Source organism: Roseateles sp. Mitsp63, from assembly GCF_059491535.1.
The window spans coordinates 913758-939300 of the sequence record NZ_CP168509.1 but is presented as its reverse complement, the minus strand read 5'-3'; the positions used below and the strand labels follow the sequence as shown (position 1 = coordinate 939300).

The window sequence follows — 25543 nt, the reverse complement described above, 5'->3', positions numbered from 1 at the left end:
CCTGTTTTCGGACAGGCACTGGTGTGCAGGTGGCATTGGTAAATATACCGAGACACAGCCTACGTGAGGTATCCCCAGCCTTGGGGATGCTGCGCCGCAACATGAGTTATCAGATGTTTCTTGTCGGGGGTGCCGTTCGTGATGCCCTCTTGGGTCTTCCGGTCCAGGACCGGGACTGGGTCGCTGTCGGAACAACACCCAAGTCCTTGATCGACAAGGGATTTATTCCCGTCGGCAAGGATTTCCCGGTGTTCCTCCACCCCGTGACCCATGAAGAGGTGGCATTGGCCCGGACCGAGCGCAAGACCGGATCCGGATACCACGGTTTCCAGTTCCATACGGACCCCGACGTCACGCTCGAAGAGGACCTGGCCCGGCGCGACCTGACCATCAACGCGATGGCCCAGGCCGAAGACGGTTCGCTGATCGACCCCTATGGCGGCCGGCGCGACCTGGAAGCCCGGGTGCTGCGTCACGTCTCCCCGGCCTTCGCCGAGGATCCGGTGCGGATCCTGCGGCTGGCGCGCTTCGCGGCCCGCTTCGGCGACTTCACCGTCGCGCCCGAGACGATGGCGCTGATGCGCGGCATGGTGGCCGCCGGCGAGGCCGACGCACTGGTCGCCGAACGCGTCTGGCAGGAGGTTTCCCGCGGCCTGATGGAGCAGCACCCGGCGCGGATGATCGAGATCCTGCGCCACAGCGGCGCGCTGGCGCGGATCGCGCCGGAGCTGGACCGGCTGTTCGGCGTGCCCCAGCCGCCGGCGCACCACCCGGAAGTCGACACCGGGACGCATCTGCTGCTGGTGCTCGAGGAATGCGCCCGCGTGGGCGCGCCGCTGCCCGTGCGGTACGCGTCGCTGTGCCACGACCTGGGCAAGGGCACGACGCCCGAGCAGGAGTGGCCGCGCCACCTGAAGCACGAGGCGCGCGGCGTCGAGCTGGCGGCCGCGCTGTCGCAGCGCTGGCGCGTGCCCACGGACTGCAAGGAACTGGCCGAGCTGGTGGCGCGCGAGCACACGCATGTGCATCAGAGCCTGGACTTCACGCCGGAGGCGCGGCTGCGGCTGATCGAGCGCTGCGATGCGTTCCGCCGCCCCGAGCGCTTCGAGCAGCTGCTGCTCGCCTGCGAGTGCGATGCCCGCGGCCGCGCCGGCCTGCGCGACCGCCCCTATCCCCAGCGCGCCGCGCTGCTGCACGACCTGCGCGCGGTGCGGTCGGTGGACCAGGCGGCGATCTCGGCCGCGGCGCTCGCGGCGGGGAAGAAGGGGCCGGCGATCGGCCAGGCGATCTACGAGGCCCGACGCGCCGCGCTCATAGCGTGTGAGAGCGATCGCCCGCGCTGAAGCCCAGCGCCTCGAAGCCCTCGCCCGGCGCGAAGCCGATCACCTTGAACAGCTCGCCCATCTCGTGCTCGGCGATCAGCCGGTGGGCCATCGTGCGCTCGGCCAGGCTGGCCTCGGCCATCAGGTCCACGAGGCCGCAATTGATCAGGAAATTGGCCTGGCTGGTGTAGCCCAGCACCGTCAGCCCGGCGTCCTGGCCGGCCAGCGCGATGCCGGTGAAGTTCACGTGCGCCGTGATGTCCTTCTGGCCCGGCAGCGCCAGCGGATCGGGGTCGGCCCGGTGCAGGTGATGGCACATCAGCGTGCCGCCGGTGCGCTGCGGGTGGTAGTACTCGGCCTCCGGGAAGCCGTAGTCGATGAAGAAGGCCGCGCCGCGCTTGAGCCGCTCCGCCAGCGTGCGCACGAAGGCCTCGGCCTGCGGATGGATCTCCGTCACGGTGCCGGGCACGACGCCGAGGTCGTGTTCCCGCGGCATTGGCGGGCGCGCGTCGCCGGGGCGATCGACGAAATGCAGCGCGCCCTGCCCGTCCAGCCCCACGCCACGCTGCAACCAGTGGCGGCCGTCCCAGCACAGCAGCTCGACCGGCATCGCGTCCAGCAGTTCGTTGGCCACCAGCACGCCATGGATCTCGTCGGGCCAGCGGTCCAGCCACTCGACGCGCGGCGCGAAGCGCGCCAGCCGCTCGGCCTGGCGCGCGCGCAGCGAGCCCGACAGGTCGACGATGAAGTATTTCGAGACCGGCTGCCCCAGCCCGTCCAGCGTCTCCAGCAGCTGCTCCGCCAGCGCGCCGCTGCCGGCGCCGAATTCGATCACCGTGCCGGTGCCGCTGAGCGCCAGCGCCTGCGCGACCTGCTTCGCCAGCGCGCGCCCGAACAGCGGCGACAGCTCCGGCGCGGTCACGAAGTCCGAGCCCTGCTGCGGCATCGTGCCGAACTTGCGGCGCGCGTTGGCGTAGTAGCCCAGCCCCGGCGCGTACAGCGCCAGGCTCATGTAGCGGTCGAACGGCAGCCAGCCGCCGGCGGCGGCGATCTCATCGCGCAGCAGCGCGGCCATCGCGGGATCGGTCTCATGGACCGGGCCGCCCTGAGGCTCGCCCTGGGACAGGCGGGCCGCGCCGTTCGGGCGCGCGGAATCGGGAGTCTTGGAGGTCATGTGTCTTGTCCGGGAAGCGTGGCCCGGCCGCGTTCGGCCAGCCACGCCTCGAATTCCTCGGCGGGCATCGCGGGCGCGATCACCTCGCCCTGCAGCTCGTCGCAGCCCCACTCGGCCAGCAGCTGCCATTGCCGCGCGTTGCGCACGCCTTCGGCGCCCACGCGCAGGCCCAGGCCCTTGGCCATCTGCACCACCGCGCGCGTGATCGCCGCGGCGCCGCGATCGTCCGGCAGCACCGCGACGAAGCTCTGGTCGATCTTGAGCTTGTCCAGCGGCAGCCGGGTCAATTGATTCAGCGCCGTGTAGCCGGTGCCGAAGTCGTCGATCGAGATCGCCAGCCCCTGTCCGCGCAGCGTCTGCAGCAGCTCGGGCAGGCGGTCGATCTCGTCGGTCAGCATGCGTTCGGTCAATTCGAGTTCGAGCCACTCGCCCGGCACGCCGGCCGTCTTGAGCACCTGCGCGACCGACTTCGAGAAGCTGGCCAGCCGGAACTGCATGCTCGACAGGTTGACGGCGATCGGCACGGCGGCGACGCCGCGCTCATGCCAGGCGCGCGTCTGGCGCGCGGCCTCGTACATCACCCACTCGCCCAGCGGCAGCATCAACCGGTGGCGCTCGGCGACGATGATGAAGGCGTCCGGCGTCAGCAGCCCGCGCTGCGGATGCCGCCAGCGCAGCAGCGCCTCGGCGCCCACCAGTTCGCCGCTGCGCGCGTCGACCTGCGGCTGGTAGAAGAGCACGAACTCGTCGGCCGTCAGCGCCTGCGCGAGCTCGCTTTCCAGCACCAGGTCGGCATAGGCGCTCTCGGCCATCGCGGGCTCGAAGAAGCGGTAGGTCGCGCGCCCCGCGGTCTTCGCGAGGTACATCGCCGTGTCGGCGTGCTGCAGCAGTTCCTCGGGCGACTCGCCGTGCTCGGGATACATGGCCACGCCGATCGACGGCGTCACCGACAGGTCGCGGCCATCGGCCTGCACCGGCACCTCGACGACGCCGAGCAGCGCGTTGAGCACCGTCTGCACGTCCTTGCGCTGATGCACGTCCTCGAGCAGCACGACGAACTCGTCGCCGCCGAAGCGCGCCACCAGATCGCTGCCGCGCAGGCCGCCGCGCAGCCGCTCGGCGACGGTCTGCAGCACCCGGTCGCCCTCCAGGTGGCCGAGCGAATCGTTGACGCGCTTGAAGTTGTCCAGGTCGATGAACAGCAGCGCCGTGCGCCGGGCCGGGCCTTGCAGCAGCCGCTCGCGCAGCCGCTCCATGAAGGTCGAGCGGTTCAGCAGGCCGGTCAGCGGATCGTGCTGCGCCAGGTGCTGGATGCGCGCCACCGCCGCCAGATGCGGACGCAGATCGCGGACGATGGTCATGCGCAGGCGCTCGCCATGGCGCCACAGCGTGCGGACGATGAATTCGACGTCGATGCGCTCGCCACCGCGGTGCTGGATCGCGGTCGCGTAGCGCGTCTCCTGGCCGGACTCCATCACCGCGCGCACGGTATCGACCTGGTCCGGCGCGATCAGCGACAGCGCCTGGCGGCCGATCAACTCCTCCAGCGGCCAGCCGATCAGCTCGCAGATCGGCGGATTCGCGTCGGTGACGATGCCGTCGCGATGGAAGACGATGCCCTCCATCGAGGCCTGCATGAACTTGGCCAGGCGCTCCTCGGATTCGCGCACCGCCGCCTCGGCCTCACGGAAGCGCGTGATGTCGCTGATCAGCACGAAGCTGGACTGCACCGCCGTCTCGCCGGGCGGCACGTAGGGGATCAGGTTGACCTCGATCCAGCGCGGAGCGCCGTCGCGGCGCTCCAGCCGGCGCTCGTAGCTGACGCTGACGCGCTCGTTGAGCACGCGCTGCACATGGGGCTCGATCTCGGCGGCGGCCTCCTCGCCGATGATCTCGGCGAAGGTGCGGCCCATCGCGCTGATCTCGTCCAGGCCGAAACTGCGCGCGTACTGGCGGTTGGCGAAGCGGCAGGTGCGCGTCGCCGCGTCGAAGACCGCGATCAGCACCGGCACGTTGTCGGCGAGCAGCCGGAACTGCGCCGCCTGGTCTTCGGCGGAAGGCGCCGGCCGGTCCGGCGGCAGGGGCGGCACCGGCGCGTTCATTCAGTCGCTGCCATCCTGTGCCCCGGCACGGGCCGGCGTCTCGTCGAGCGTCTTCAGCGCCAGGCAGAGGTCCTCCCAGGCGCGCGCCTTGTCCGGCAGGTTGCGCAGCAGGTAGGCGGGGTGGTACGTGACGATCAGCGGCACGCCCTGGTAGCGGTGCACGCGGCCGCGCAGGCGTCCGATCGGCTCCTGGCTGCGCAGCAGCTGCTGCACCGCGAAACGCCCCATCGCCAGGATGATGCGCGGCTGGATCAGCTCGATCTGGCGCTGCAGGAAGGGCTCGCACTGCGCCAGCTCGGCCGGGTCCGGATTGCGGTTGCGCGGCGGCCGGCACTTCAGCGTGTTGGCGATGTAGACCTGCCGCTCCGGCGGCCCTTCGTCACGGCTCAGGCCCAGCGCGCGCAGCATGCTGTCCAGCAGCTTGCCGGCCGCGCCCACGAAGGGCTCGCCCTTCAGGTCCTCCTGCTCGCCAGGCGCCTCGCCGACGACCATCCAGTGCGCGCGTTCATTGCCGACGCCGAAGACGGTGTTCTTGCGCGACTCGCAGAGCGCGCAGGCGCGGCAGACCGCGACCTCGTCGCGCAGCGCGGGCCAGTCGAGCCGGGCGATCGTCTCGCGCGACGGACCCGAGGCCGGAGCAGGCTGAGGCTCCGCGGCGGGCAGGGCGGCGGGCATGGCCTTCGCGAGCACCTCCGCCACGCGGCGCGGCGCGGGCGGCTCGGCGACGGCCACGTCCGCCGGCGCTTCCTCGCGCCTGGCTGGCGCGGCTGCCGGCGACGGGGCCGGCGCGGCACGCGGCGCCGGCGCGGTGGCGGATGGCGGCGCGGCGGGCGCGACCGGCATCGCCGGCGCGGCATCGCCGGCCGCGGGCGGCGTCCACAGCTTCAGGCCCATGGCCTCGAGCATCGCGCGTTGTCGGTCGGTCCAGGTCATGCGGCAGGCTCCGTCAGGCGCAGGGTCATCAGCACCGCGTCCTCGCGGCTTTCGGCGCCCGGGTAGTAGCCGCGCCGCAGGCCGCTCTGCGCGAAGCCATAGCGCTCGTAGAGCCGGCGCGCGCGCAGGTTGCTCTCGCGGACCTCCAGCCAGACCTGGTGGCAGCCGCGCGCGCGCGCCAGCAGGCCCAGGGCGTCGAGCATGCGCCGCGCCAGGCCCTGTCCCTGCCGGGCCGGCTCGACGGTGATGTTGAGCAGATGCATCTCGTCGATGACCTGCATCGCGAGGAAGTAGCCACACAGCCGGGCCTGCTCGTCACGCATGACGAAGCCGGCATAGCCGGCGGCCATCGAATCGATGAAGTTGCCGCGCGTCCACGGATGGCTGTAGGAGACGGACTCGATCGCCATCACTTCGTCGAGGTCCACCGTCCGCAGCGGCTGCAGCGATTGCAGCGACGGCGGCCAGGCCAGGTCCTTGGGCTGGGCGCTCATCGCGGGGCCTCTCCCGGCGTGGCGAGCGGGGCGGCCGCGGTGGCCTGGGCCTCCACGGGCGCGGCCTTCGCGGCCTCGCGCTCGGCGGTCGTCAGCGCGACCTTGTCGCGCACGTACAGCGGCAGCGCGTTGGCGGCGTCCTCGGCCCGTCCGGCTTCGAAGGCCTGCTGCGCGAGCGCCCCCAGCGCGCGGGCGCGCGATGCGGTCGCGGGAATCCTGCGGGCGGCGCCGGTGTCGAGCTCGAACGCGGCCAGCGCGGTGCCGGCGACGATCGCCGGGGGCGCGTCGCGCCACAGCGCGCGCAGCGGCTCGAGGTCGGTCAGCGCCGGCTCCAGCGCCGTCGCCCAGCGCGCGCCGCTCCAGCGATAGCGGCCGAGGTAGACCTGGTTCATGCGGGCGTCCATCGCGACCCAGACGTCGAACGGCGTTGCCGCGTCCGCGCCTTCGTCGAGCAACTGGCGGCGCGCGTCCTCGGCCACCAGCATCAGGCTGTCCAGCGCCAGCACCGGCTTGCCGGCGCCCAGCGCCAGGCCCTGCGCCACCGAGCAGGCCGTGCGCAAGCCCGTGAAGGCGCCAGGGCCGCGGCCGAAGCCGATGGCATCGACCTCGGACAGCGCGACGCCGCACTGCTTGAGCAGCGCCATCGCGTCGGGAACCATCCGCTGCGAGGCCTGGGCGCCGCCATCGGCGTCCAGAAAAGCAGCATGGCCCTGGCCCAAGAGGGCCAGAGCCATGTGTTCGGTCGAGCTATCCAGGGCCAGCAACACGCTCATGTCGCAAGTGTAGTGGCCCGGGACGCCCGGGACGGGGGCAAGCCCCGTCCATCCGGGTCACGCGTCGATCAGAACGAGTAGCCCAGCGACATCGTGTAGACGATCGGGCGGAAGTTGATCTTCGTGTGCAGCTCTTCCACGCCGTCCTTGGTCGTCGTGTACGAGCGCATCGTGCTGCGCACGTCCGCGTAGGCGGCCGTGCCGGTCAGCGACCAGTTCTTCGAGTACTGCACCGTGAAGCCGGCGTGGGCCGCGGCGCCCCACGAGTTGCTCAGCGTGATGCGCGTCGGGCCGCCGCTGATGGCGTCACCGGTCGGCGTGCTGCGCTTCTTCTCGAAGTAGGTGTAGTTCACGCCCAGGCCGACGAAGGGATGGACCTTCGGCAGCCACTCGCCCAGGTGGTAGTTGATGAACACCGTGGGCGGCATCTGGCGCACGACCGCGATCTGGCCGGCATTGGCCAGCACGCCGTTGCCGTAAATCTTGTGCGAGGGCGGCACGCCCAGCACGATCTCGCCGCTCCAGCGCTCGGCGAAGCGGTAGGTGTAGCCGAAGCCCACCGTGGTCGCGTTGCCGACGCGGATCTGCGGACCCGGATCCGGGAACTGCTTGCTGCCGCCGGCCAGCGGCGCGGCCTTGCTGTTCACGTCGATGTGGGCCAGGCCCACGTAGACCGTGTGCGTGCCCACCGCGGGCTCCTCGGCGCGGGCGGCGCCGGCCAGTGCCATCAGCGAGGCGGCCAGGATGAGGGGGATGTTCTTTTTCATGGATGGTGTCTCCGTTCTGGTCCCGGGGAATTACGGCTGGGAAGCCAGCACCGATTGGAAGAAGCCACGCGCCAGCGCGTTGCAGAACGGCGGCACCAGCGTGCCGTGGTACGCGCCCTGCACCGCCGCCGCGCCGGCCGCGCCGCCGCCCGCCGCGGCGGAGGTTGCCGCCTTGGCCTGGGCGAAGCCGCCCGCGATGGTGGCCGCGGTGGTCGCGCCGGCCCAGGACATCGACGCCGCGCTTTCCAGGTTGGACGCCGGCACCGCCTTGCCGCGCGAGCCGAAGTCGGCCTGCGCGTCCGTGGTGTTGAAGAAGAACACCGTCGGGTCGTTCGCGCCGCCGCACAGCGCGACCGGCGCCTTGGGCGTCCAGCCCAGCAGCGTGTTGGTCTGCAGCGCCTTGCGGAAGTTCGAGGTGGGGTAGCCGGTGCGGAAGGTGTCGGTCAGCAGGCCGCCGGTGCCGAACAGCTTGGTGAAGGTCGGATCGGCCGGCAGCTTGCCTTCCTGGATCAGCTGGGTGATCGACTCCTTCGACGGGAACAGCGTCTCGGCGGTCGCGGCGAACTGCGACTGGTAGACGTCGGACGGGGCCGAGTAGATGTTGCCGTAGGCCTTCTGGTAGCTGGTCAGCATCAGCGGCAGGAACAGCGTCGCGCCGGCGTTGACCGTGCCGCTGGTGATGACGTCGCCCAGCTTCACCAGGTTGTACGGGCCGGACATCGGCGCCGCGGCGGTGACGGTGAACTCGGACGCGTAGTCGCGCTCGATGACCTTCTGCGTCGCCATCGCGACGTGGCCGCCCTGCGAGTAGCCGGCGATCAGCAGCTTGGCCGAGGGCTTGACCGCGCTCTCGGCGTTCAGGTGCGCCTTGGCGGCGCGCAGGCCGTCGATCATGTCGATGGCGGAGTTCTCGGCGTTCAGGTACGGCGTGTACTGCAGGCCCGAGCGGTCATAGCCCATGTAGTTCGGGGCCACGACGATGAAGCCCTGGGCGGCGTAGAACGCCGCGACCAGCGAGCCTTCGGCGTTGGTCGAGATCTGGGCCATGTTGAAGGCCTGGTCGGTCGTCGTGCCGTGCGCGTAGAGCAGCACCGGGCGGTTGCCCGTGCACACGGCGGCCGTGCCGGACGGCACCAGCACCGCGGCCGAGGCCGTCGCCGGATTGCCCTGGGGATCGCGGGTCCAGTAGTAGACGTAGCGCACATCCACGCCGCACGCGGCCTTGCCGGACAGCGCCTGCACGCCCTTGGCCTGCGTGCCCGCGTCGATCTGGTCCGACGTGGCGGCGCCGGCCAGCAGGCCCAGCTCCAGCGTGCCGCGCGCGGGCGGGGGATCGTCGCTCGACGGATTGCTGCCGCCACCGCAGGCGCTCAGCATGGCGGCCGCGACCAGCGTCAGGCTGGCCAGTTTGAATTGGCTGTTCATTCGGACTTCTCCAGGGGTTGTCTCCGTCGTTCACGCCGTCCCGGCGAGTGCGGTCGGCATTAAATCGAACGGTCGTTCGTTTTTCTCAGCGATCACTGTAAGCGGTCGTCAGGTGGACTCTCCAAAAGGAAAACCCTGACACGCCGCAGCATGCCAGGGTCCGGGAGTCACATGACGCACAACCTGACCCCATCGAGGCGCGGTTGCAACACTTGTGTCATCGCTGGGCGAACAACGCGGGACCGTGCGGTCCCGCGCCTGCGCGCGCGGCCGTCAGAACGGGTTGTTGGTGGCCCGGTTCGAGGCCTGCAGGGCCATGTTGTTGTGCATGATCGGACCGACCAGCAGGTCCGAGGCCCACATGTGGCTGGTGGACGTGGCGCTGGTCACCAGCGTCAGGTCGGTGCAGACCGGCGGCAGCGAGGTCGACAGGCAGGCGGCGTCGGCCGAGTTCGTCGCGCCATAGGCGGTCGGGAAGCGGCTCATCGTGCCCATCAGTTCATCGGTGAGGATGAGGCCGATGTAGTGACCGTCGTTACGGATCTTCAGACGCAGGCCGACGTTGAAGCGGCGCGACAGCTCGGACAGCAGCGCGGCGCGATCGGCGTCGGCATGGGCCGCCTTCTCCTTGAACGCGAACGGCGACAGGCCCATGTCCTGCACGGTGGACAGGATGATGCGGCCGTCGGCATCGGCGATGCGGTTGACCTGGGCGGCCAACTGCTCGCCGCGGGTCTGCGCCGCGTTGCCCAGCGTGCCGGCGTCCTGCGCCGGGAACTGGGCGTAGAGCTCCATCACGTCGTTGGCGCCGGCCAGCACCGTGACCAGGTCCTTGTTGTTGAAGCCGTCCAGCGCGAACTGGCGGTCGATCTGCGCGGTCACCTCGGTGACCCTGGCGCCGGCGGCCGCGTACATGCGCGCGGTGGGCGTGGCCAGCTTGTCGACGTTGCACTCGGCGAAGACCAGGCCGAAGCGGCTCGCCAGCTGCTGCACCCAGATCGCGTTGGACGTGCAGAGCACGGCCTTGGTGGTCGTGTCGGTGCCGTTGATCGTGTACTTGGTGCCGTCGGTGCGGATGGTGCTCGTCTCGTCGCCGAAGCTGATCATGCGCTTCGGGGCAAAGGGATCGATCTGCTGGCCGCCGCCACCGCAGGCCGCCAGCATCGCGGTGGCACCCAGCAGCACGGCCAGGTGGCGCTTCAGACTCTTCATGAACTCTCCAAATCTCGAAAACTCAGCGGGGCGCGAATGCCGCCGCCGCGCGGGACAAGCGGTCCCGTACCCCATCCCAGGCAGCCTCCTGCGGAGGCGCCTCGATCCAGATCTCCGCGGCACCGGCCGCGTCCAGCTCGCGCAGGACGGCGAACAGCTGCCGCGCCGCCGCGCGCGCCTGGGCCGGCATGGTGCGGTGCAGCGCCGGCGCCGGCCCGGCGAAGGACGTGCGGGAATATACCGCCAGCCTCGCCGGGTGTTCGCCGGACAGCGCATCCCGCAGCGCCTCGGTGGACATCAGCCGGACCGCCGCCTGCGGCGCGTAATGGGCAGCGAGTGTGCCCGACGCGCGTGGCGCCTGGGCGTCGGGCGCTTGTAAAGGAAGGCCGGCCGCGGCCTCGAGCTGCTCCGGCGTCAGCACGCCGGGGCGCAGCAGCGTCAGGCCGCCGCGGCTGACGTCGACGATGGTCGACTCGATGCCGACGTCGCAGGCGCCGCCGTCCAGCACCGTCAGGCCGGGCTCGAACTCGGTGGCGACATGCTGGGCGGTGGTCGGGCTGACGCGGCCGAAACGGTTGGCGCTGGGCGCGGCCAGGCCCTCGACGCCGAGCGCGCGGCACTGGGCCATCAGCGCGCGGAAGACCGGATGGGAGGGGCAGCGCAGCCCCACCGTGTCCTGTCCGCCGGCGGCGGCCGCCGCGATGCCGGGCACGCGGCGCACGATCAGCGTCAGCGGGCCGGGCCAGAAGGCCTCGATCAGGCGGTGGGCGGCCGGCGGCAGGTCCTGCGCGAAGACGCGCGCGCCCTGCTCGTCGAGCACATGGACGATCAGCGGATGGTCGCTGGGCCGGCCCTTGGCGGCGAAGATCTTCGCCACCGCGCCGTCCTGGTCGGCGCGCGCCGCCAGGCCGTAGACGGTCTCCGTCGGCACGCCGGCCAGTTCGCCGGCGGCGAGCACGCGCGCGGTCTCGCGCACCGCGCCGGGCGACTGTCCGTCGAGCACCATCGCGCCGCGCTCCGTCACCACGTGTCCGGCAGGCCCAGCAGCGCGCAGGCGCGGCGCGCGTTCGCGCGGGCGTCCTCGGCCGTGGCGCCGACCACGTTCAGGTGACCCATCTTGCGGCCCTGGCGCGCCTGCGCCTTGCCGTACAGGTGCAGCTCCGCGCCGGGCAGGGCCAGCACGCCGGCCCAGTCGGGCGCGCGCTCGCGGCCATCGGCGTCGAACCACAGGTCGCCCAGCAGGTTCAGCATCACGGCGGGCGAATGCAGGCGCGGCTCGCGCAGCGGCAGCCCGGCCATCGCGCGGACCTGCATCTCGAACTGCGAGAGATCGCAGGCGTTCATCGTGTAATGGCCCGAGTTGTGCGGGCGCGGCGCCATCTCGTTGACGACCAGCCGGCCGTCCTCCAGCACGAAGAACTCGACGCACAGCACGCCGACGTAGCCCATGCCGGACGCGATCGCCGCCGCCGAGCGGCGCGCCTGGGCCTGCAGGGCGGCGTCGATGCCGGGCGCGGGCACCTCGGTGACGGCCAGGATGCCGTCGCGGTGCAGGTTCTGCTGGACCGGGTAGGTGACGACCTCGCCGCCGGCGCCGCGCACGACCAGCACGCTCAGCTCCAGCGCGAGCGGCAGCATCTGCTCGAGCACGCAGTCGACGCGGCCCAGTTCGTCGAAGGCCGCCGCCAGCTGCGCGCGGTCGGCGACGCGCCGCTGGCCCTTGCCGTCGTAGCCCAGCCGGGCCGTCTTCAGGATGCCGGGCAGCAGCGCGCCGGGCACGGCCGCCAGGTCGTCCGCCGAGCGCAGCACCGCGTACGGCGCGCAGGGCACGCCGCTGGCGTCGAAATGGGCCTTCTCGCGGGCGCGGTCCTGGCAGATCGCGACGGCCGCCGCGCCCGGCGCGACGACGCGCGTGCGCGCCAGCTGCTCCAGCGCGCGCGCGGGCACGTTCTCGAATTCGGTGGTGACGGCGTCGCAGCGGCGGGCCAGTTCCTCGAGCGCCGCGGCGTCCAGGTAGTCCGCCTTCAAGTGATCCTGCGCGACCGCGCCGGCCGGGCTGGACGCATCGGGATCGAGCACGACGCAGCGGTAGCCCAGCGCCTGTGCCGCGTGGACGAACATGCGGCCGAGCTGGCCGCCTCCCAGCACGCCCAGCGTCGCGTGACCCGGCAGCAGCGGCATCAGCGCAGCTCCTCGGTCATCGCGGTCGCGGCGGCGGTCTGGCGCTTGCGGAACGCGTCGAGCTTCGCGCGCAGTTCCGGGTTGTCGCGGGCCAGCACGGCCACGGCGAACAGCGCCGCGTTGCCCGCGCCGGCGGTGCCGATGGCGAAGGTCGCCACGGGGATGCCCTTGGGCATCTGCACGATCGAGTGCAGCGAGTCCACGCCCTGCAGGTGGCGGCTCGCCACCGGCACGCCCAGCACCGGCACCAGCGTCTTGGCGGCCAGCATGCCGGGCAGGTGGGCGGCGCCGCCGGCCCCGGCGATGATCGCCCGCAGGCCCCGGCCCTCGGCCTGCTCGGCGTAGGCGAACATCTCATCGGGCATGCGGTGCGCGGAAACCACCCGCGCCTCGAACGGCACGCCGAACTCGGTGAGAATGTCGGCGGCGTGCTTCATGGTCTCCCAGTCACTGCTGGAGCCCATCACCACGCCGATGACGGGGGCGATGGCGGGAGTGGTGGCGCTGCTCACGGGTCGGTCCTCGATCTGTCAATCGTGAAACCTTGAATTGTAGGCGGGCAGCCTCAGGTGCCGTTCTTGCCGCTTGGCGAACACCCTCCCCGCCCCCGCCGATCCCCCACCATGACCGACATCACCCTCCAGAACTTCGAAGCCGACCTCTTGCAGGCCTCCATGCAGCAGCCGGTGCTGCTGGACATCTGGGCGCCGTGGTGCGGCCCGTGCCGCACGCTGGGTCCGATGCTGGAGAAGCTGGAAGTCGCCTACGCCGGCCGCTGGAAGCTGGCCAAGCTCAACAGCGACGACCAGCCCGAGATCGCCACCCAGCTGAGCCAGGCTTTCGGCGTGCGCTCGATCCCGTTCTGCGTGATGTTCGTCGGCGGCCAGCCGGTGGACGGCTTCGTCGGCGCGATCCCCGAGGCGCAGATCCGCGAGTTCCTGGACCGCCACGTGCCGTCCGGCGAGGCGCTCGAGGCCGAGGAGGACCTGGCCGAGGCCCAGGCGCTGAGGGAGGAAGGCGACAGCGACGGCGCGCTGCAGAAGCTGCAGGCCGCGGTGCAGGCCGATCCGGCCAACGAGACGGCGCGCTTCGACCTGATCCGCGCGCTGCTGGAGGACGATCAGCTGGAACACGCCAAGGCGGCCTTCGCGCCGGTCGCGCACCTGGCCGCGGACACGATCACGCCGCATGCGCGCTTCCAGGCGCTGGCCGCATGGATCGCCGCGGCCGAGCGCGCCCAGCAGGGGCTGGACCCGGCCGCGCTGCAGGCGGCGATCGCCGCCAACAAGCGGGACTTCGACGCCCGTTTCGCGCTGGCGCAAGGCCTGTTCGCGGGCCGCGACTTCACCGGCGCGATGGAGGAACTGCTCGAGATCATCATGCGCGACAAGACCTGGAACGACCAGCTCGCGCGCAAGACCTACGTCTCGATCCTGGAGCTGATGACCAAGCCGGCCCAGCCCGCGCATGGCGCCGCCGCGCCGCAGGCCGGCGGCGGCCTGCAGCTCTCCGGCCCGAGCACCGTGGCCCCGGCCGATCCGCTGGTCGACCAGTACCGCCGCAAGCTCAGCATGGCGCTGTTCTGACCCGGGTCAGAACAGGACCCGCCCGACGCCGGCGCGGGTCAGCCGGTCCAGTTCCTGCGGATCGGCCTCGTTGTCGGTGACCAGCACGTCGATGCCGGCGCAGTCGCAGACCTGCATGCGGCTGCCCTGGCCGAGCTTGCTGGCATCGGCCAGCAGCACCCGCTGGCGCGCGCGCGCCAGCATCGCCTGCGCCACGGCCACCTCCGCCCACAGGTAGCTCATCGCGCCCTGGCGCGCGTCGAGCGCCGTCGGCGACACCAGCGCGATGTCCACGCGATGCCGCGCGATCTCGGCCACGGTGAACTCGCCGAAGGTCGCCGAGGTCTCCGGCACGAACTCGCCGCCCAGCATCAGCACCTCGTGCCCCTGGCGGCCCGCCATCGCGTCGCACACCGCGACCGAGTTCGTGATCACCCGCAGCGCCTGCTCCTGCTCCTGGGCCAGCGCCTGCGCCAGCGCGTGGGTCGTCGACCCCGCGTCGATGAACAGGCTCATGCCCGGCTTCACCAGCGTCATGGCCTGGCGCGCGATCGCCTGCTTCTGCCGCCGGCGCGACTGCGCGCGCTCCGCGTAGCTGGCCTCGGCCGGCACCTCGGACTGCACCGCGCCGCCGTGCACGCGGGCGAGCTTGCCGCCCTGCTCCAGCTCGATCAGGTCGCGCCGCACGGTCTCGCGCGACACGCCCAGTTCGCGCGCCGCCTCGTCCGTCGTCAGCCGGTGCCGCTCGCGCAGCAGCAAGAGGATCTTGTCGTGTCGTTCCTGAGACCACATGGCTCGGTTGTTCTCCCTGAAGACCGCCGCCGGCAGGGCAGGCCTGGCGCGGCGGCTCCCCATTCACCCAGACCCGCGCCTCAATTTCGTGACAGTTTGAGGATTCATTTGTGATGTTGTGGATTTCCAGCAGCGCAGGCGCGTTCGACTGTGGTTTCTCGTGTTTGTCGTTGTTTTGTCGTGGACGGTTGTGACAGTGCGGGGCGTTCGATCCCCAAACCGACCCCTTCACCGCACCGAGTCCACCCCATGAAGCACCCGATGCCCTGCGCCCTGGCCCTCGCGCTGAGCCTGGCCTACGCCCTCCCCGTCTCCGCCCAATCGACCGCCCCGTCCTCCGACGCCGCCGACCGCGCCGAACTGGAGCGCGTCACCGTCTCCGTCGGCCGCGGCCAGCTGCGCTCGGTGCAGAGCCTGACCCAGGCGGAGTTCGACAACGCCCCGGCCGGCAGCAGCCCGCTGGCGACGGTCGCGCGCCTGCCGGGCGTGAACTTCCAGGCCGCCGACGGCCTGGGCAACTACGAGTGGTCGACGCGCTTCACCGTGCGCGGCTTCTCGCAGAACCAGCTCGGCTTCACGCTCGACGACGTGCCGCTGGGCGACATGTCCTACGGCAACTTCAACGGCCTGCACATCAGCCGCGCGATCTCGAGCGAGAACGTCGGCCGCGCCTCGCTGTCGCAGGGCGCCGGCGCGCTGGAGGCGGCGTCCTCGAGCAACCTGGGCGGCACGCTGCAGTTCTATTCGAACGACCCGACCGGCCAGTTCGGTTTCCGCGCCTCGCAGACGCTGGGCAGCGACTCGGCCACCCGCACCTTCCTGCGCGTGGACAGCGGCGCGTCCTCGCTGGGCCAGGTCTACCTGAGCTACACGAACCAGGACGCCGACAAGTGGAAGGGCTCCGGCCAGCAGAAGTTGGAGCAGTGGAACTTCAAGTGGGTGAAGACCGTCGGCGACAGCCGCCTGTCCGCCTTCCTCAACACCTCGCGGCGCCGCGAGGTCGACTATCAAGACCTGTCGCTGGACCTGATCAAGCGCCGGGGCGACACGCTGGACAACTTCTATCCGGACTTCGCCGCCGCGGTGAACGCCGCCAACACGCTGTGCCAGCCGAGCAACTACGTCGCCGCCTGCGATGACCAGTACTACGCCGGCGCGGGCCTGCGCAACGACGAACTGGCCGGCGCCACCGCCGACCTGCGCCTGGCCTCGAACGCGACCTGGAAGACCACCGCCTACTACCACCACAACAAGGGCATGGGCCTGTGGTTCACGCCGTACAACGCCACGCCGGCGCTGAAGGACGCGCGGGGCAACGACATCCCGGGCACCGGCTCGCCGATCGCCGAGCGCACCACCGAGTACGGCATCCACCGCTGGGGCGTGGTCTCCAACGCCGAAGTGGACCTGGGCGAGCACCTGGTCAAGGCCGGCGTCTGGTTCGAGGACAACGACTTCGACCAGGCGCGCCGCTTCTACGCGGTGCGCCCGAACGCGCTGCCCAGCGTCTACCAGTTCCCCAGCAACCCGATGTCCACGCAGTGGCAGTACGGGTTCAACACCAAGACCACGCAGTTCTCGCTGTCCGACACCTGGTCGGTGACCAAGGACCTGACCGTGGGCGCCGGCTTCAAGTCGCTGAAGGTCAAGATCGATGGCCAGCTCGAGGCCGGCACCGGCCCGTCGGGCTCGATCACCGCGCAGAAGAACTTCCTGCCGCAGCTGGGCATCAACTACCGCCTGTCGGCAAACAACGAGCTCTACGGCACCCTGGCCCGCAACATGCGCGCCTACCAGGGCGCGGCGACCGGCACCTCGCCGTTCGCGACCACGGCGGCGGGCTTCGACGCGATCAAGGGCACCCTCAAGCCCGAGACCTCCGACACCCTCGAAGCGGGCTGGCGCACCAGCGGCCGCGGCTACGAGGGCTCGGTCAGCGCGTATCTCGTGAACTTCAAGGACCGCCTGCTGAGCATCCAGCAAGGCAGCGGCATCCAGGGCAATCCGGTGGTGCTGTCCAACGTCGGCGACGTGCGCGCCACCGGCGTGGAAGGCGCGCTGTCCTTCCGCCTGGCGCCGGTGCTCACCTGGTACAACAGCGTGAGCCTCTCGAAGTCGACCTACCGCGACGACGTCGTCAGCGGCGGCACGCCGGTGGCGATCCGCGGCAAGCGCGTGGCCGACGCGCCCGACACCATGGTCAAGTCGCAGCTCGGCTACGACGACGGCGCGCTGTTCGGCACGGTCGGCGTGGACTACATGTCCAAGCGCTACTACTCGTACACCAACGACGCCTCGGTGCCGGACCGCACGCTGGTCAACGTCAGCGCCGGCTACCGGATGAAGAACGTGTCGATGCTGCGCGAGCTGAGCCTGCAGGCCAGCGTGAACAACCTGCTGGACAAGCACTACATCTCGACGATCGGCTCCAACGGCTTCACCAACAGCGACAAGGACGGCACCTACGCCACGCTGCTGCCGGGCGCGCCGCGTCAGTTCTACGTCACGCTGACCGGCAAGTTCTGAGGCCATGGCCGACCGCAAGCCGCGCGCGCCCGCGCTGACGCGCCGCCAGCTGCTGCTGGCGGGATCGCTGGCCACGCCGCTGGCGGCCCCGCTCGCGGGCTGCGCGGCGGCGCCGGCCGCGGAGGCTTGCGCGAGCGCGCCGCCCGAGGCGCCCGCGGCGCGGCGCTTCCGCGTCGCCTTCGGCTCCTGCGCCAAGCAGTCCAAGCCGCAGCCGGTCTGGCGCGCCATCGGCGCCGCGAAGCCGGATCTCTTCCTGTTCCTCGGCGACAACCTGTACGCCGATGCGCGCGACGAGGCCACGCTGCGCCAGCGCTATGCCGAGTTCATGGCGGTCGAGCCGCTGCAGGCCTTCCGGCGCGCGACGCCGCACCTGGCGATCTGGGACGACCACGACTTCGGCGATGACGACGAAGGCGCGGACTACCCGCTCAAGCAGCTGTCGCAGCAGCTGTTCTGCGATGCCTGGGGCGAGCCGGCGGACTCGCCGCGCCGCCGCGCGGACGGTGTCTACACGAGCCAGGTCTTCGAGGCCTTCGGCCGGCGCATCCAGGTGATCCTGCCGGACCTGCGCTTCAACCGCACGATGCTGACGGCCGATCCGTCGCTCAAGTCGAGCTACGCGGCGATGGTGCTGCGGGCCAGGCTCAGCGGCCAGCCGATGACCGGCTGGTACGTGCCGGATCCGCGGCCGGAGGCGACGATCCTCGGCAAGGCGCAATGGCAATGGCTGGAGGCGCAGCTGCGCGTGCCGGCGGACGTGCGGCTGATCGGCTCCAGCGTGCAGTTCGCGGCCGAGGGCAGCGGCTGGGAATGCTGGGCCAACTTCCCGCGCGAGCGGGCGCGGCTGATCGAGCTGATCCGCGCCACCGGCGCCGAAGGCGTGGTGTTCCTCAGCGGCGACATGCATTACGCGGAGCTCTCCAGCGTCGAGGTCGACGGCGGCTACCCGCTGTGGGACGCGACCTCGAGCGGCCTGACCGAGGTCTGGGACATCCCCACGCCCAACCGCAACCGGCGCTCGGCGGTGATGGCGGAAGTGAACTTCGGCATCGTGGACATCGAGCCTGTCACCGAAGGAGAGGATGATCTGCGACTTCGCCTCGCGCTGTGCGACGTGAATGGAAAGGCCAAGGTGACCAGGGACCTGCTGCTGTCGGACCTGCGTCGCCAAGCCAAGGAGAAGACCGCATGACCCTGTCCCGACGCGCCCTGCTCCGGACCCTGCCCGCCCTGTGCGGGCCTTTTGCCTTGAATGCCCGCGCCCAGGGCGGCATGCCGGCGTCGCCGGCGCTGGATGCGCTGATGACGGCCGCGCGCAAGGAAGGCCGCGTGCACAGCCTGGGCATGCCCGACGACTGGGCCAACTGGCGCGCCACCTGGGCCGACCTGCAGCGGCTCTATGCCATCGCCCACGTCGACACCGACATGAGCAGCGCCGAGGAGATCGCCAAGATCGAGGCCGAGAAGAACAACGCGAGCGCCGACCTTGGCGACGTGGGCTTCGAATTCGGCGCGATCGCGAAGGCGCGCGGCCTCACGCAGGCCTATCAGCCCACCACCTGGGCGCAGGTGCCGGACTGGGCCAAGGATCCCGAGGGCCATTGGGCGCTGGCCTATACCGGCACGATCGCGTTCGCAGTGAACCGCAAGCGGCTCAAGGACGTGCCGCGCAGCTGGCAGGCGCTGTTCGCGTCGAAGGCGCGCGTGATGATCGGCGAGGTCGGCCGCGCGGCGCAGTCCAACGCGGCGGTGCTGGCGGCGGCGCTGGCGCTGGGCGGCGACGAGACGCGGCTGCAGCCGGCGCTGGCCGCGTTCGCGCAACTGGCGAAGGAGCGGCGCCTGATCGGCACCAACGCCACGCCGGCGCTGATGGAGCGGGCGGAGGCCGATGTCTTCCTGCTGTGGGACTTCAACGCGCTGTCCTACCGCGCGAAGCTGCCCAACGCGGCGGACTACGAGGTGCTGATCCCGTCGGACGGCTCGGTGACCAGCGGCTACACGACCATCATCAACCGCTGGGCGCCGCATCCGAACGCGGCGATGCTGGCGCGCGAGTACATCTTCAGCGACGCCGGCCAGATGAACCTGGCGCGCGGCCATGCGCGGCCGATCCGCGTCGCGCATCTGAAGCTGCCGCCGGATCTGAAGGCGCTGCTGGTGCCGGAGGCGCAGTACGCCAAGGCGCGCGCGCTCAAGCCGGCCGTGTGGACCGAGGAAGTGAAGAAGCTGCCGCGCGCCTGGCAGCGCGAGGTGCTGGGAGCGGCGCGATGAGCGAGCCGGCCGCGCGGCAGGTCGAGGGGCACGTCGAGAGGCACGTCGAGGGGCAGGCGCCCGCCGCCGCGCCGAGGCGGCTGGTCGTGCTGCTGGCCGACGGCCTGCGCGCCGACACCGCGCGCGACTACATGGGCTATCTGCAGGCGCTGAACGAGGCGGGCCGCGCGCAGTGGCGCTCGCTGCGCTGCGAGCTGCCCAGCCTGTCGCGCCCGCTCTACGCGACGGTGATCAATGGCCAGGCGCCGTTGACGCACGGCATCCTGGGCAACGGCCAGGCCGGCCAGCGGCTGGCGCGCCACCTGTTCCAGCCGCTGGGCACGCAGGGCGTGCCGGCGGCGGTCGCCGCCTACCACTGGTTCTACGAACTGCTGGCCGGCGAGGTCTTCGATCCGCTGCGCCATCGCGATGCGGTGCCCGCCGGCTGCGGCATCGCCGGCGCGCGCTGGTACTGGGAGGACGACTATCCCGACAGCCACCTGCTTGCCGACGCCGAAGCGCTGCGCCGCGCGCATCTGCCGCTGGACGGTCCGTCCCTGCTGTTCATCCATCCGATGGGGCCGGACCTCGCGGGCCATCTGCATGGCGGCGAGTCGACGCAGTATTCGATGAGCGCCCGCAAGCTGGACATGCTGCTGGCGCAGCTGCTGCCGCGCTGGCATGCGGCGGGCTTCGACCTGCTGCTGACCAGCGATCACGGCATGCACGCGGACCGCATGCATGGCGGACCGCTCCCCGTCGAGCGCGAGGTGCCGCTGGTCTGGGCGCCACATGACGGCGCGACCGGACTGCCACTGCCCGAGCGTCAGACCGAGGTCGCCGGCTGGATCCTCGAGCGGCTCGGCCTGGGCGGACTCGAGGGCGGCCCGGATCGCCAGGACGGCGCCGCATGACGCTGAACGCGGGCAGCGCCTGGCGGTGCGCCTGGCCCTTGCTGCTGCTCACCGGCGCCGCGCTGGTGCTGCCCTTCGGATGGCGCGCGGCGGCGATCCTCGGGGGCTGCGTCGCGCACGGCGGCGGCTGCGCGATCGGCGAGCTCACCGCCGACGGCTACTACCTCGAAGCCGCCTGGAACACGCTGTGGCTGAGCGCGCTGTCGGCGCTGACCGGCCTGGCCATCGGCCTGGGCGCGGCGATCGCGCTGCTGCGCCTGCCGCGCCTGGAGCGCCCGGTGACGCTGCTCGCGAGCCTGGGCGCCAACTTCTCCGGCGTGCCGCTCGCCGTCGCGTTGCTGTTGCTGTTCGGCGCGCAGGGCGTGGTGACGGTCTCGCTGCAGTCGATGGGCCTGTCGCCGTGGATCGACCTTCAAGGCCTGGGCGGGCTGCTGCTGGCCTACGTGTGCTTCCAGGCGCCGCTGGCGGCGCTGCTCCTGATCGCGCCGGCGAGGATGCTCGATGCCTCGCTGCAGGACGCGGCGGCCACCTTGGGCGCGGGACCGGCGCTGTACTGGCGGCGCGTCGGCCTGCCGCTGATGCTGCCCAGCCTGGTCGAGGTCCTGGGCCTGCTCTTCGCCAACGCGGCGGCCGCCTTCGCGACGCCGTTCGCGCTGAGCGGCACCGCGGCCCATGTGCTGGCGGTGCGCATCGCCTCGCTGGTCAGCGGCGACATCTTCGCGCAGCCGGAACTCTCGGCGCTGCTGGCGCTGATCCTGTTCGCGATGCTCGCGGCCGTGCTCGGCCTGACGCGCTGGCTGGCGGCGCGGCTGCGGAAGGGCATCGCGTGAGCGCCGCGCCGAATCGTCCGACGCTCTCGGCATTCGCGCTGGCCGCGCTGCTGGTCGCCGTGCTGGTGCCGATGGCGGCGCTGCTGCTCTACGGACTGAGCGGCCGCTGGGACCGCCATTGGTGGCCCGAGGAGCCGACGCTGCGCTGGCTCGCCGAGGCCGTGCTCGATCCGCGCGTGCAGGGCGCGGTGCTCCGGACGACGCTGCTCGCGCTGGCGAGCGCCACGCTCGCGCTGGTCTGCGGCGCGCTGGCCACCATCCCGGCCGCGATCGCCGCGCAGCTCGACGCGCATCCGAAGGCCGCCGCGCTGCGCCGCGTGCTCGACCTGATCGCGCTGCTGCCCTTCGCGATCGCGCCGGTGGTGATCGCGATCAGCGCGCTGGAGCTCTTCGTCGGACGCTGGGGCGGCTGGCTGCCCTTGCCGCTGGTCTATGTCGCGGTGGTCGCGCCGACGCTGTTCCCGCTGATCCACAAGACGCTGCAATCGGCGCTCGCGCAGTTGAACGCCGCCGCGCTGATCGAGGCCGGCCGCACGCTCGGCGCCAGCGACGGGCTGACGGTCCGGCGCGTGCTGCTGCCGATGCTGGCGCCGGCGTTGCTGGCGGCCTTCCTGCTCGCCTGGGTGACGGCGGCGATGGAATTCGCCATCGCCAACCTGCTGCTCGGCGGGCAGCTCGAACTGCTGCAGCCGCTGATGAACAGCCTGCGCAATGCCAATGGCCACCAGGCCGCCGCGCTGATGGTGCTGGCCTTCGCCGGCGTCGGCGTGATCGTCGCGGCGGTGGCCGCGCTGACGCGGCGCTGGACGGCCGCGGTTCAACCTCGATGACTGGACGATGAGCTCGATCGCCTCCCCGACCCTTGACGACCGCGTCGCCGCGACGGCGGACGCGCCACAGCTGGCGGTGCGCGATGCCCGGCTCGCGCTCGGCGGCCGGCCGGTGCTGCGCGGCATCGACCTGACGCTCGCGCGCGGCGAGGTGGTGGCGCTGCTCGGCGCGTCCGGCTGCGGCAAGACGACGCTGCTGCGCTCGATCGCGGGACTGCAGCAACTGGACGAGGGCTCGATCGCGATGGGCGGAGCGTTCGTGCAATCGCTGCCGCCGCAGCGGCGCGACATCGGCATGGTGTTCCAGCACTACGCGCTGTTCCCGAATCTGTCGGTGCGCGAGAACATCCGCTTCGGCCCGCTCGCGCGCGGCGAGGCGGCGGCCCAGGCCGACGCGCGCGCCGATGAACTGCTCGCGCTGATCGACCTGCAGGCCTTGGCCGACCGGCTGCCGCAGGCCTTGTCGGGCGGCCAGCGTCAGCGCGTGGCGCTCGCCCGCGCGCTGGCGACGCGGCCGATGCTGCTGCTGATGGATGAGCCCTTCTCCGCGCTCGACGAGCACTTCCGCCTGCCGCTGCGGCGCCAGTTCCGGCAGCTGCAGCGGGAGCTCGGACAGAGCTGCGTGATCGTCACGCATGACCGCGAGGAGGCCTTCGAGATCGCCGATCGCGTCGCGGTCATGTTCGATGGCGTCATCGCGCAATGCGCGTCGCCGCGCGAGCTGCGGCGCGCGCCGGCGAACCGCCGCGTCGCGGACTTCCTCGGCATGTTCAACCGGCTCGATGCGCGGACGCTGGAAGGCGCGTGGCGGCGCGAGAACGGCCACTGGATCGCGCCGGTGGAGGCGCTGGTGCTGGCCAGCGATGCGCCGGCGATGCACGGCGCGTCCGCGCTGCGCTTCCCGGCGACGCTGCGCGCCAGCTATCCCGGCCAGCAACGCGTGGCCTGCGAGCTTGAAGGGCCGGGCGGCCAGACGCTCACGCTGTGGCGGCGGCATGAAGACGCCGAACTCGCCGCGGGCGGCACGATCGAACTCGCGATCGCGGAGCCCGCGATGCGATGGATCGAGGACTGAGGCGGTTCGGTTACTGCGTCGCGCCTGCGCCGCTTTCGACGCTCAGCCGCAGACGGTCCAGGCCCTCCTGCGTGCCCTGGATGCGCTGCTCCAGATCACGGTGCCCGTCGAAGTAGGCGAGCTGCTCGGTGTAGACCATGTGCGTGCCCGTGGCCGTCGGCTCGAACTCGACGGTGACCAGCGACGCCGACAGCTTGCGCCCGCCCATGACCATGTCATAGGCGAAGACGATGCGGCGGCCATCGACGATGTCGAAGAACACCTTCTCGACGAGCTGGTCGCCGAGATCCGCATGGCGCGCGTGATACGACTCGCGGCCGAGCGGACGGAAGTCGAGGCTGTAGTGGACGACGTTCTCGGGATGGCAGTCGGACCATTGCCGCTTCGCCTCGGGACCGGCCCAGGCGCGGAACACCGCGGCGGGGCTCGCGCGGAAGTCGCGCTCGATGACGAAGCTGGTGTGCATCGCGGGAATGGGCGTCATCTCATTTCCTCTTGGGCTTGTTGGGCTTGCCTGATTTCCTGGACTGCGCTGGCGGTGGCGCTGACGGTGGCGGCTGCTGCGCCGCTTCGGCGGCATCGGCGGCCAGATAGGCCTCCAGCCGATCGAACTGCGCGTTCAGATCGGTCTTGCGCTGGGCGACCCATTGCTCCATCGCCGCGAAGGCCGCGGGCACGATGCGGTAGGTGCGCACGCGGCCGGACTTCTCCGACGCCACGAGCCCGCCCCCTTCGAGCACGGCCAGATGCTTGACCGCCGACGGCATCGCGATACCCAGCGGCTCCACGAGCGCCGACACCGAGGCCGGACCGGCGCCGAGCTGGTCGAGCATGCGGCGCCGCGTCGCATCGGACAGCGCGAAGAACTGGCGATCCAGCAGCTCCGGATCGGGCGGGGGCGGCGGGGACTTCGAGCCCGCGGGGACGGCCGTTGCGCGCGCCATCTCAGGCCTCCACCGCCGGGCGATAGCGCTCGGGCAGCGCCTCGCGATACGGATAGAGCTTGAAGTAGGGCCGCGCGTCCTCCAGCGCGCGCAACACCGAAGGGCGTTGCATCAGCCGGCCGACGTAGCCGGCAAGGCGCTGCTGCGAGCTCGCGAGCGGCACCAGCGTGGTCGCATAGAACAGCGACGGCGCCGCCGCGCAGTCGGCCATGCTGAAGTGATCGCCGGCGATCCACTCGCGGCCTGGGAGGCGCTCGTCCAGCAGGCCGTAGGCCATCGCCAGCGTGTCGCGCGCCTTGGCGACGCCCATCGGATCGCGCTGCGCCTCGGGGCGGATCCGATCGCCGACGATGGCCTGCATCGGCGTCATCACGTAGATATCGAGCAGGCGGTCCATCAGCCGGACCTCGAGCGCCGCGTCCACGTCATCCGGCAGTATGCGCTGATCGGCGCTGGCGTGATGGCGGGCGAGGTACTCGATGATCACGCTGGTCTCGGGCACGACGCGCTCGCCGTCGATCAGCAGCGGCATCTTTCCCGTCGGCCAGCGCGCCAGGAAGTCTTCGCGCTGGGCGGCGTCCCCCAGGTCCAGGAAGCGCCGCTCGACCTCGATGCCCATTTCGTCCAAGGCGATCATCACCTTGTGACAGCAGGACGAGAGCGGGTGGAAGTACAGGCTCAGGGACATTGGAGCACCTCGATAGTTTCCAGTGAAGGAAAGTTTATCGAATACTTTCCCAGTTGTCTAACTATCGATCGCGCAGCGGTTCGATCGCTGCCGATTCGGCACGAAGCGCTTCGAGCTTCCCACTCATCCGCGCGAAGCGCGGGCCCGGCAGCGCCGCGAAGTCCGCGCGCGGCATCCAGCACACGCCCTTCACCTCCGCCCATTGCGGCTGCACCGGCTGCGTGGCATCGGCCGTGAAGAGATAGATGAAGTCGTGGTGGACATGGTCGCCCTCGCCCTTCGCGGGGTTGGCACGGATCGCGTGCGACTCCACATCGAAAGGCCGATCACCGCCGCCATCGGCCGGCCACGCCTCGAAGCGCTCCACGCCGGTTTCCTCCCGGACTTCCCGCGCTGCCGACGCGTCGAGGCGATCGGCGCCTTCGTGATGCCCGCCCGGCTGCAGCCAGCGGTCGAGCACCTTGTGGTGAATCATCAGCACCTTGTCGGCCCTCGCGTCGTAGACGATGCCGCTCGTGGTCACGTGCCCGCGCATGTTGGCGCGGGCGAAGACGTCGGCAGGATCTTCCAGCAGCTGCGCCATCAGCGCGCCGAGCTCGTCGCGCTCCCGCGGATGCGCATCGAGGTAGCGGGTGAGTTGATCGAGCGCATGGGCGCGCAGGTCCGAGGCGGTCATGGGGCGGCAAAGCGGTGAAGTGGACGGCCCGACATTCTGTTGCCATCTCGCGCCTTCGCACCGGTGCGGT

24 protein-coding genes and 1 pseudogene are annotated in these 25543 nt (G+C 71.2%); 9 read left to right on the top strand and 16 right to left on the bottom strand.

What is annotated here, in order from left to right:
• Window positions 1–101 precede the first annotated feature (101 nt).
• On the top strand, window positions 102–1343 hold the full coding sequence (locus ACEN96_RS03985; protein WP_495588542.1) for a multifunctional CCA addition/repair protein: 1242 nt from the start codon (window positions 102–104) through the stop codon (window positions 1341–1343).
• Here the strand turns inward: ACEN96_RS03985 and ACEN96_RS03980 are convergent.
• The 11 genes and pseudogenes from ACEN96_RS03980 to purE form a co-directional block, all read right to left on the bottom strand.
• Window positions 1312–2496: a class I SAM-dependent methyltransferase gene (locus ACEN96_RS03980; RefSeq protein WP_495586754.1), complete on the bottom strand. Its 1185-nt coding sequence runs from the start codon at window positions 2494–2496 to the stop codon at window positions 1312–1314. The two genes, ACEN96_RS03985 and ACEN96_RS03980, sit on opposite strands and share 32 nt — an antisense overlap.
• Window positions 2493–4598, bottom strand: a complete 2106-nt coding sequence (locus ACEN96_RS03975) for a putative bifunctional diguanylate cyclase/phosphodiesterase (RefSeq protein WP_495586753.1) — start codon at window positions 4596–4598, stop codon at window positions 2493–2495. The genes ACEN96_RS03980 and ACEN96_RS03975 overlap by 4 nt, the downstream gene beginning before the upstream one ends.
• Window positions 4599–5684: a uracil-DNA glycosylase gene (locus ACEN96_RS03970; protein WP_495588541.1), complete on the bottom strand. Its 1086-nt coding sequence runs from the start codon at window positions 5682–5684 to the stop codon at window positions 4599–4601. It lies immediately after the preceding gene.
• Window positions 5618–5941: pseudogene (gene rimI, locus ACEN96_RS03965) on the bottom strand (ribosomal protein S18-alanine N-acetyltransferase); the annotation flags it as partial. The pseudogene rimI and the gene ACEN96_RS03970, both read right to left, overlap by 67 nt.
• A gap of 80 nt (window positions 5942–6021) precedes the next feature.
• Window positions 6022–6798, bottom strand: coding sequence for a tRNA (adenosine(37)-N6)-threonylcarbamoyltransferase complex dimerization subunit type 1 TsaB (gene tsaB / locus ACEN96_RS03960; RefSeq protein ID WP_495586752.1), 777 nt, complete (start codon window positions 6796–6798; stop codon window positions 6022–6024).
• Between the two features lie 68 nt (window positions 6799–6866).
• Window positions 6867–7565, bottom strand: a complete 699-nt coding sequence (locus tag ACEN96_RS03955) for an OmpW/AlkL family protein (RefSeq protein ID WP_495586751.1) — start codon at window positions 7563–7565, stop codon at window positions 6867–6869.
• A gap of 30 nt (window positions 7566–7595) precedes the next feature.
• On the bottom strand, window positions 7596–8990 hold the full coding sequence (locus ACEN96_RS03950; protein ID WP_495586750.1) for an alpha/beta hydrolase: 1395 nt from the start codon (window positions 8988–8990) through the stop codon (window positions 7596–7598).
• A 273-nt stretch (window positions 8991–9263) separates the two neighbouring features.
• A complete protein-coding gene (locus tag ACEN96_RS03945; RefSeq protein WP_495586749.1) occupies window positions 9264–10202 on the bottom strand; it encodes an SGNH/GDSL hydrolase family protein in 939 nt (312 codons plus the stop codon).
• Window positions 10203–10224: 22 nt separating this feature from the next.
• Entirely contained in the window at window positions 10225–11208 is a 984-nt protein-coding gene (locus ACEN96_RS03940) for an L-threonylcarbamoyladenylate synthase (protein WP_495586748.1), read from the bottom strand.
• A 14-nt stretch (window positions 11209–11222) separates the two neighbouring features.
• Complete coding sequence (locus tag ACEN96_RS03935) at window positions 11223–12383, bottom strand: 5-(carboxyamino)imidazole ribonucleotide synthase (protein WP_495586747.1); 1161 nt, start codon at window positions 12381–12383, stop codon at window positions 11223–11225.
• On the bottom strand, window positions 12383–12847 hold the full coding sequence (gene purE, locus ACEN96_RS03930; RefSeq protein WP_495588540.1) for a 5-(carboxyamino)imidazole ribonucleotide mutase: 465 nt from the start codon (window positions 12845–12847) through the stop codon (window positions 12383–12385). Before purE ends, ACEN96_RS03935 begins: the two co-directional genes overlap by 1 nt.
• A gap of 159 nt (window positions 12848–13006) precedes the next feature.
• Between purE and ACEN96_RS03925 the strand changes: the two genes are divergently transcribed.
• Window positions 13007–13969 (top strand): tetratricopeptide repeat protein, encoded by a 963-nt coding sequence (locus tag ACEN96_RS03925; RefSeq protein ID WP_495586746.1) that lies wholly within the window; start codon window positions 13007–13009, stop codon window positions 13967–13969.
• A 6-nt stretch (window positions 13970–13975) separates the two neighbouring features.
• Here the strand turns inward: ACEN96_RS03925 and ACEN96_RS03920 are convergent, their stop codons facing one another.
• Complete coding sequence (locus tag ACEN96_RS03920; RefSeq protein WP_495586745.1) at window positions 13976–14740, bottom strand: DeoR/GlpR family DNA-binding transcription regulator; 765 nt, start codon at window positions 14738–14740, stop codon at window positions 13976–13978.
• A 249-nt stretch (window positions 14741–14989) separates the two neighbouring features.
• On the opposite strand from ACEN96_RS03920, the gene ACEN96_RS03915 reads away from it, so the two are divergent.
• Genes ACEN96_RS03915 through ACEN96_RS03885 form a run of 7 tightly spaced genes read left to right on the top strand, consistent with a single transcriptional unit; the run spans window position 14990 to window position 23165 of the window.
• Window positions 14990–17266 carry a TonB-dependent receptor gene (locus ACEN96_RS03915; protein ID WP_495586744.1) on the top strand — a complete coding sequence of 759 codons (2277 nt, stop codon included), beginning with the start codon at window positions 14990–14992 and terminating at the stop codon, window positions 17264–17266.
• A gap of 4 nt (window positions 17267–17270) precedes the next feature.
• Window positions 17271–18458, top strand: a complete 1188-nt coding sequence (locus tag ACEN96_RS03910; protein ID WP_495586743.1) for an alkaline phosphatase D family protein — start codon at window positions 17271–17273, stop codon at window positions 18456–18458.
• Window positions 18455–19537, top strand: coding sequence for an ABC transporter substrate-binding protein (locus ACEN96_RS03905; protein WP_495586742.1), 1083 nt, complete (start codon window positions 18455–18457; stop codon window positions 19535–19537). Before ACEN96_RS03910 ends, ACEN96_RS03905 begins: the two co-directional genes overlap by 4 nt.
• Complete coding sequence (locus tag ACEN96_RS03900) at window positions 19534–20430, top strand: alkaline phosphatase family protein (RefSeq protein ID WP_495586741.1); 897 nt, start codon at window positions 19534–19536, stop codon at window positions 20428–20430. Before ACEN96_RS03905 ends, ACEN96_RS03900 begins: the two co-directional genes overlap by 4 nt.
• Window positions 20427–21260: a hypothetical protein gene (locus tag ACEN96_RS03895; protein WP_495586740.1), complete on the top strand. Its 834-nt coding sequence runs from the start codon at window positions 20427–20429 to the stop codon at window positions 21258–21260. The genes ACEN96_RS03900 and ACEN96_RS03895 overlap by 4 nt, the downstream gene beginning before the upstream one ends.
• On the top strand, window positions 21257–22090 hold the full coding sequence (locus tag ACEN96_RS03890; protein WP_495586739.1) for an ABC transporter permease subunit: 834 nt from the start codon (window positions 21257–21259) through the stop codon (window positions 22088–22090). Before ACEN96_RS03895 ends, ACEN96_RS03890 begins: the two co-directional genes overlap by 4 nt.
• Window positions 22091–22097: 7 nt before the next feature.
• Window positions 22098–23165: an ABC transporter ATP-binding protein gene (locus ACEN96_RS03885; protein ID WP_495586738.1), complete on the top strand. Its 1068-nt coding sequence runs from the start codon at window positions 22098–22100 to the stop codon at window positions 23163–23165.
• A gap of 10 nt (window positions 23166–23175) precedes the next feature.
• On the opposite strand, the gene ACEN96_RS03880 is transcribed toward ACEN96_RS03885, so the two are convergent.
• From ACEN96_RS03880 to ACEN96_RS03865, 4 genes are all read right to left on the bottom strand, one after another.
• The gene (locus ACEN96_RS03880) at window positions 23176–23649 is read right to left on the bottom strand and encodes an SRPBCC family protein (RefSeq protein ID WP_495586737.1); all 474 of its coding nucleotides are present in this window, start codon (window positions 23647–23649) and stop codon (window positions 23176–23178) included.
• A gap of 1 nt (window position 23650) precedes the next feature.
• Window positions 23651–24109 (bottom strand): ArsR/SmtB family transcription factor, encoded by a 459-nt coding sequence (locus ACEN96_RS03875; protein WP_495586736.1) that lies wholly within the window; start codon window positions 24107–24109, stop codon window positions 23651–23653.
• 1 nt (window position 24110) lies between these two features.
• Window positions 24111–24797: a glutathione S-transferase family protein gene (locus ACEN96_RS03870; protein WP_495586735.1), complete on the bottom strand. Its 687-nt coding sequence runs from the start codon at window positions 24795–24797 to the stop codon at window positions 24111–24113.
• A gap of 61 nt (window positions 24798–24858) precedes the next feature.
• On the bottom strand, window positions 24859–25473 hold the full coding sequence (locus tag ACEN96_RS03865) for an NUDIX hydrolase (protein ID WP_495586734.1): 615 nt from the start codon (window positions 25471–25473) through the stop codon (window positions 24859–24861).
• Between the last annotated feature and the right edge of the window lie 70 nt (window positions 25474–25543).

Bases quoted from the DNA above. Each gene is read 5' to 3' on its own strand.
- ACEN96_RS03980 (WP_495586754.1), bottom strand. From the start codon at position 2,496: ATGACCTCCAAGACTCCCGATTCCGCGCGCCCGAACGGCGCGGCCCGC.
- ACEN96_RS03910 (WP_495586743.1), top strand. From the start codon at position 17,271: ATGGCCGACCGCAAGCCGCGCGCGCCCGCGCTGACGCGCCGCCAGCTG.
- ACEN96_RS03950 (WP_495586750.1), bottom strand. From the start codon at position 8,990: ATGAACAGCCAATTCAAACTGGCCAGCCTGACGCTGGTCGCGGCCGCC.
- ACEN96_RS03975 (WP_495586753.1), bottom strand. From the start codon at position 4,598: ATGAACGCGCCGGTGCCGCCCCTGCCGCCGGACCGGCCGGCGCCTTCC.
- ACEN96_RS03875 (WP_495586736.1), bottom strand. From the start codon at position 24,109: ATGGCGCGCGCAACGGCCGTCCCCGCGGGCTCGAAGTCCCCGCCGCCC.
- ACEN96_RS03985 (WP_495588542.1), top strand. From the start codon at position 102: ATGAGTTATCAGATGTTTCTTGTCGGGGGTGCCGTTCGTGATGCCCTC.
- ACEN96_RS03945 (WP_495586749.1), bottom strand. From the start codon at position 10,202: ATGAAGAGTCTGAAGCGCCACCTGGCCGTGCTGCTGGGTGCCACCGCG.
- ACEN96_RS03895 (WP_495586740.1), top strand. From the start codon at position 20,427: ATGACGCTGAACGCGGGCAGCGCCTGGCGGTGCGCCTGGCCCTTGCTG.
- ACEN96_RS03905 (WP_495586742.1), top strand. From the start codon at position 18,455: ATGACCCTGTCCCGACGCGCCCTGCTCCGGACCCTGCCCGCCCTGTGC.
- ACEN96_RS03865 (WP_495586734.1), bottom strand. From the start codon at position 25,473: ATGACCGCCTCGGACCTGCGCGCCCATGCGCTCGATCAACTCACCCGC.
- ACEN96_RS03915 (WP_495586744.1), top strand. From the start codon at position 14,990: ATGAAGCACCCGATGCCCTGCGCCCTGGCCCTCGCGCTGAGCCTGGCC.
- ACEN96_RS03925 (WP_495586746.1), top strand. From the start codon at position 13,007: ATGACCGACATCACCCTCCAGAACTTCGAAGCCGACCTCTTGCAGGCC.
- ACEN96_RS03885 (WP_495586738.1), top strand. From the start codon at position 22,098: ATGAGCTCGATCGCCTCCCCGACCCTTGACGACCGCGTCGCCGCGACG.
- ACEN96_RS03935 (WP_495586747.1), bottom strand. From the start codon at position 12,383: ATGCCGCTGCTGCCGGGTCACGCGACGCTGGGCGTGCTGGGAGGCGGC.
- ACEN96_RS03920 (WP_495586745.1), bottom strand. From the start codon at position 14,740: ATGTGGTCTCAGGAACGACACGACAAGATCCTCTTGCTGCTGCGCGAG.
- ACEN96_RS03940 (WP_495586748.1), bottom strand. From the start codon at position 11,208: ATGGTGCTCGACGGACAGTCGCCCGGCGCGGTGCGCGAGACCGCGCGC.
- ACEN96_RS03870 (WP_495586735.1), bottom strand. From the start codon at position 24,797: ATGTCCCTGAGCCTGTACTTCCACCCGCTCTCGTCCTGCTGTCACAAG.
- ACEN96_RS03900 (WP_495586741.1), top strand. From the start codon at position 19,534: ATGAGCGAGCCGGCCGCGCGGCAGGTCGAGGGGCACGTCGAGAGGCAC.
- tsaB (WP_495586752.1), bottom strand. From the start codon at position 6,798: ATGAGCGTGTTGCTGGCCCTGGATAGCTCGACCGAACACATGGCTCTG.
- purE (WP_495588540.1), bottom strand. From the start codon at position 12,847: ATGGGCTCCAGCAGTGACTGGGAGACCATGAAGCACGCCGCCGACATT.
- ACEN96_RS03880 (WP_495586737.1), bottom strand. From the start codon at position 23,649: ATGACGCCCATTCCCGCGATGCACACCAGCTTCGTCATCGAGCGCGAC.
- ACEN96_RS03955 (WP_495586751.1), bottom strand. From the start codon at position 7,565: ATGAAAAAGAACATCCCCCTCATCCTGGCCGCCTCGCTGATGGCACTG.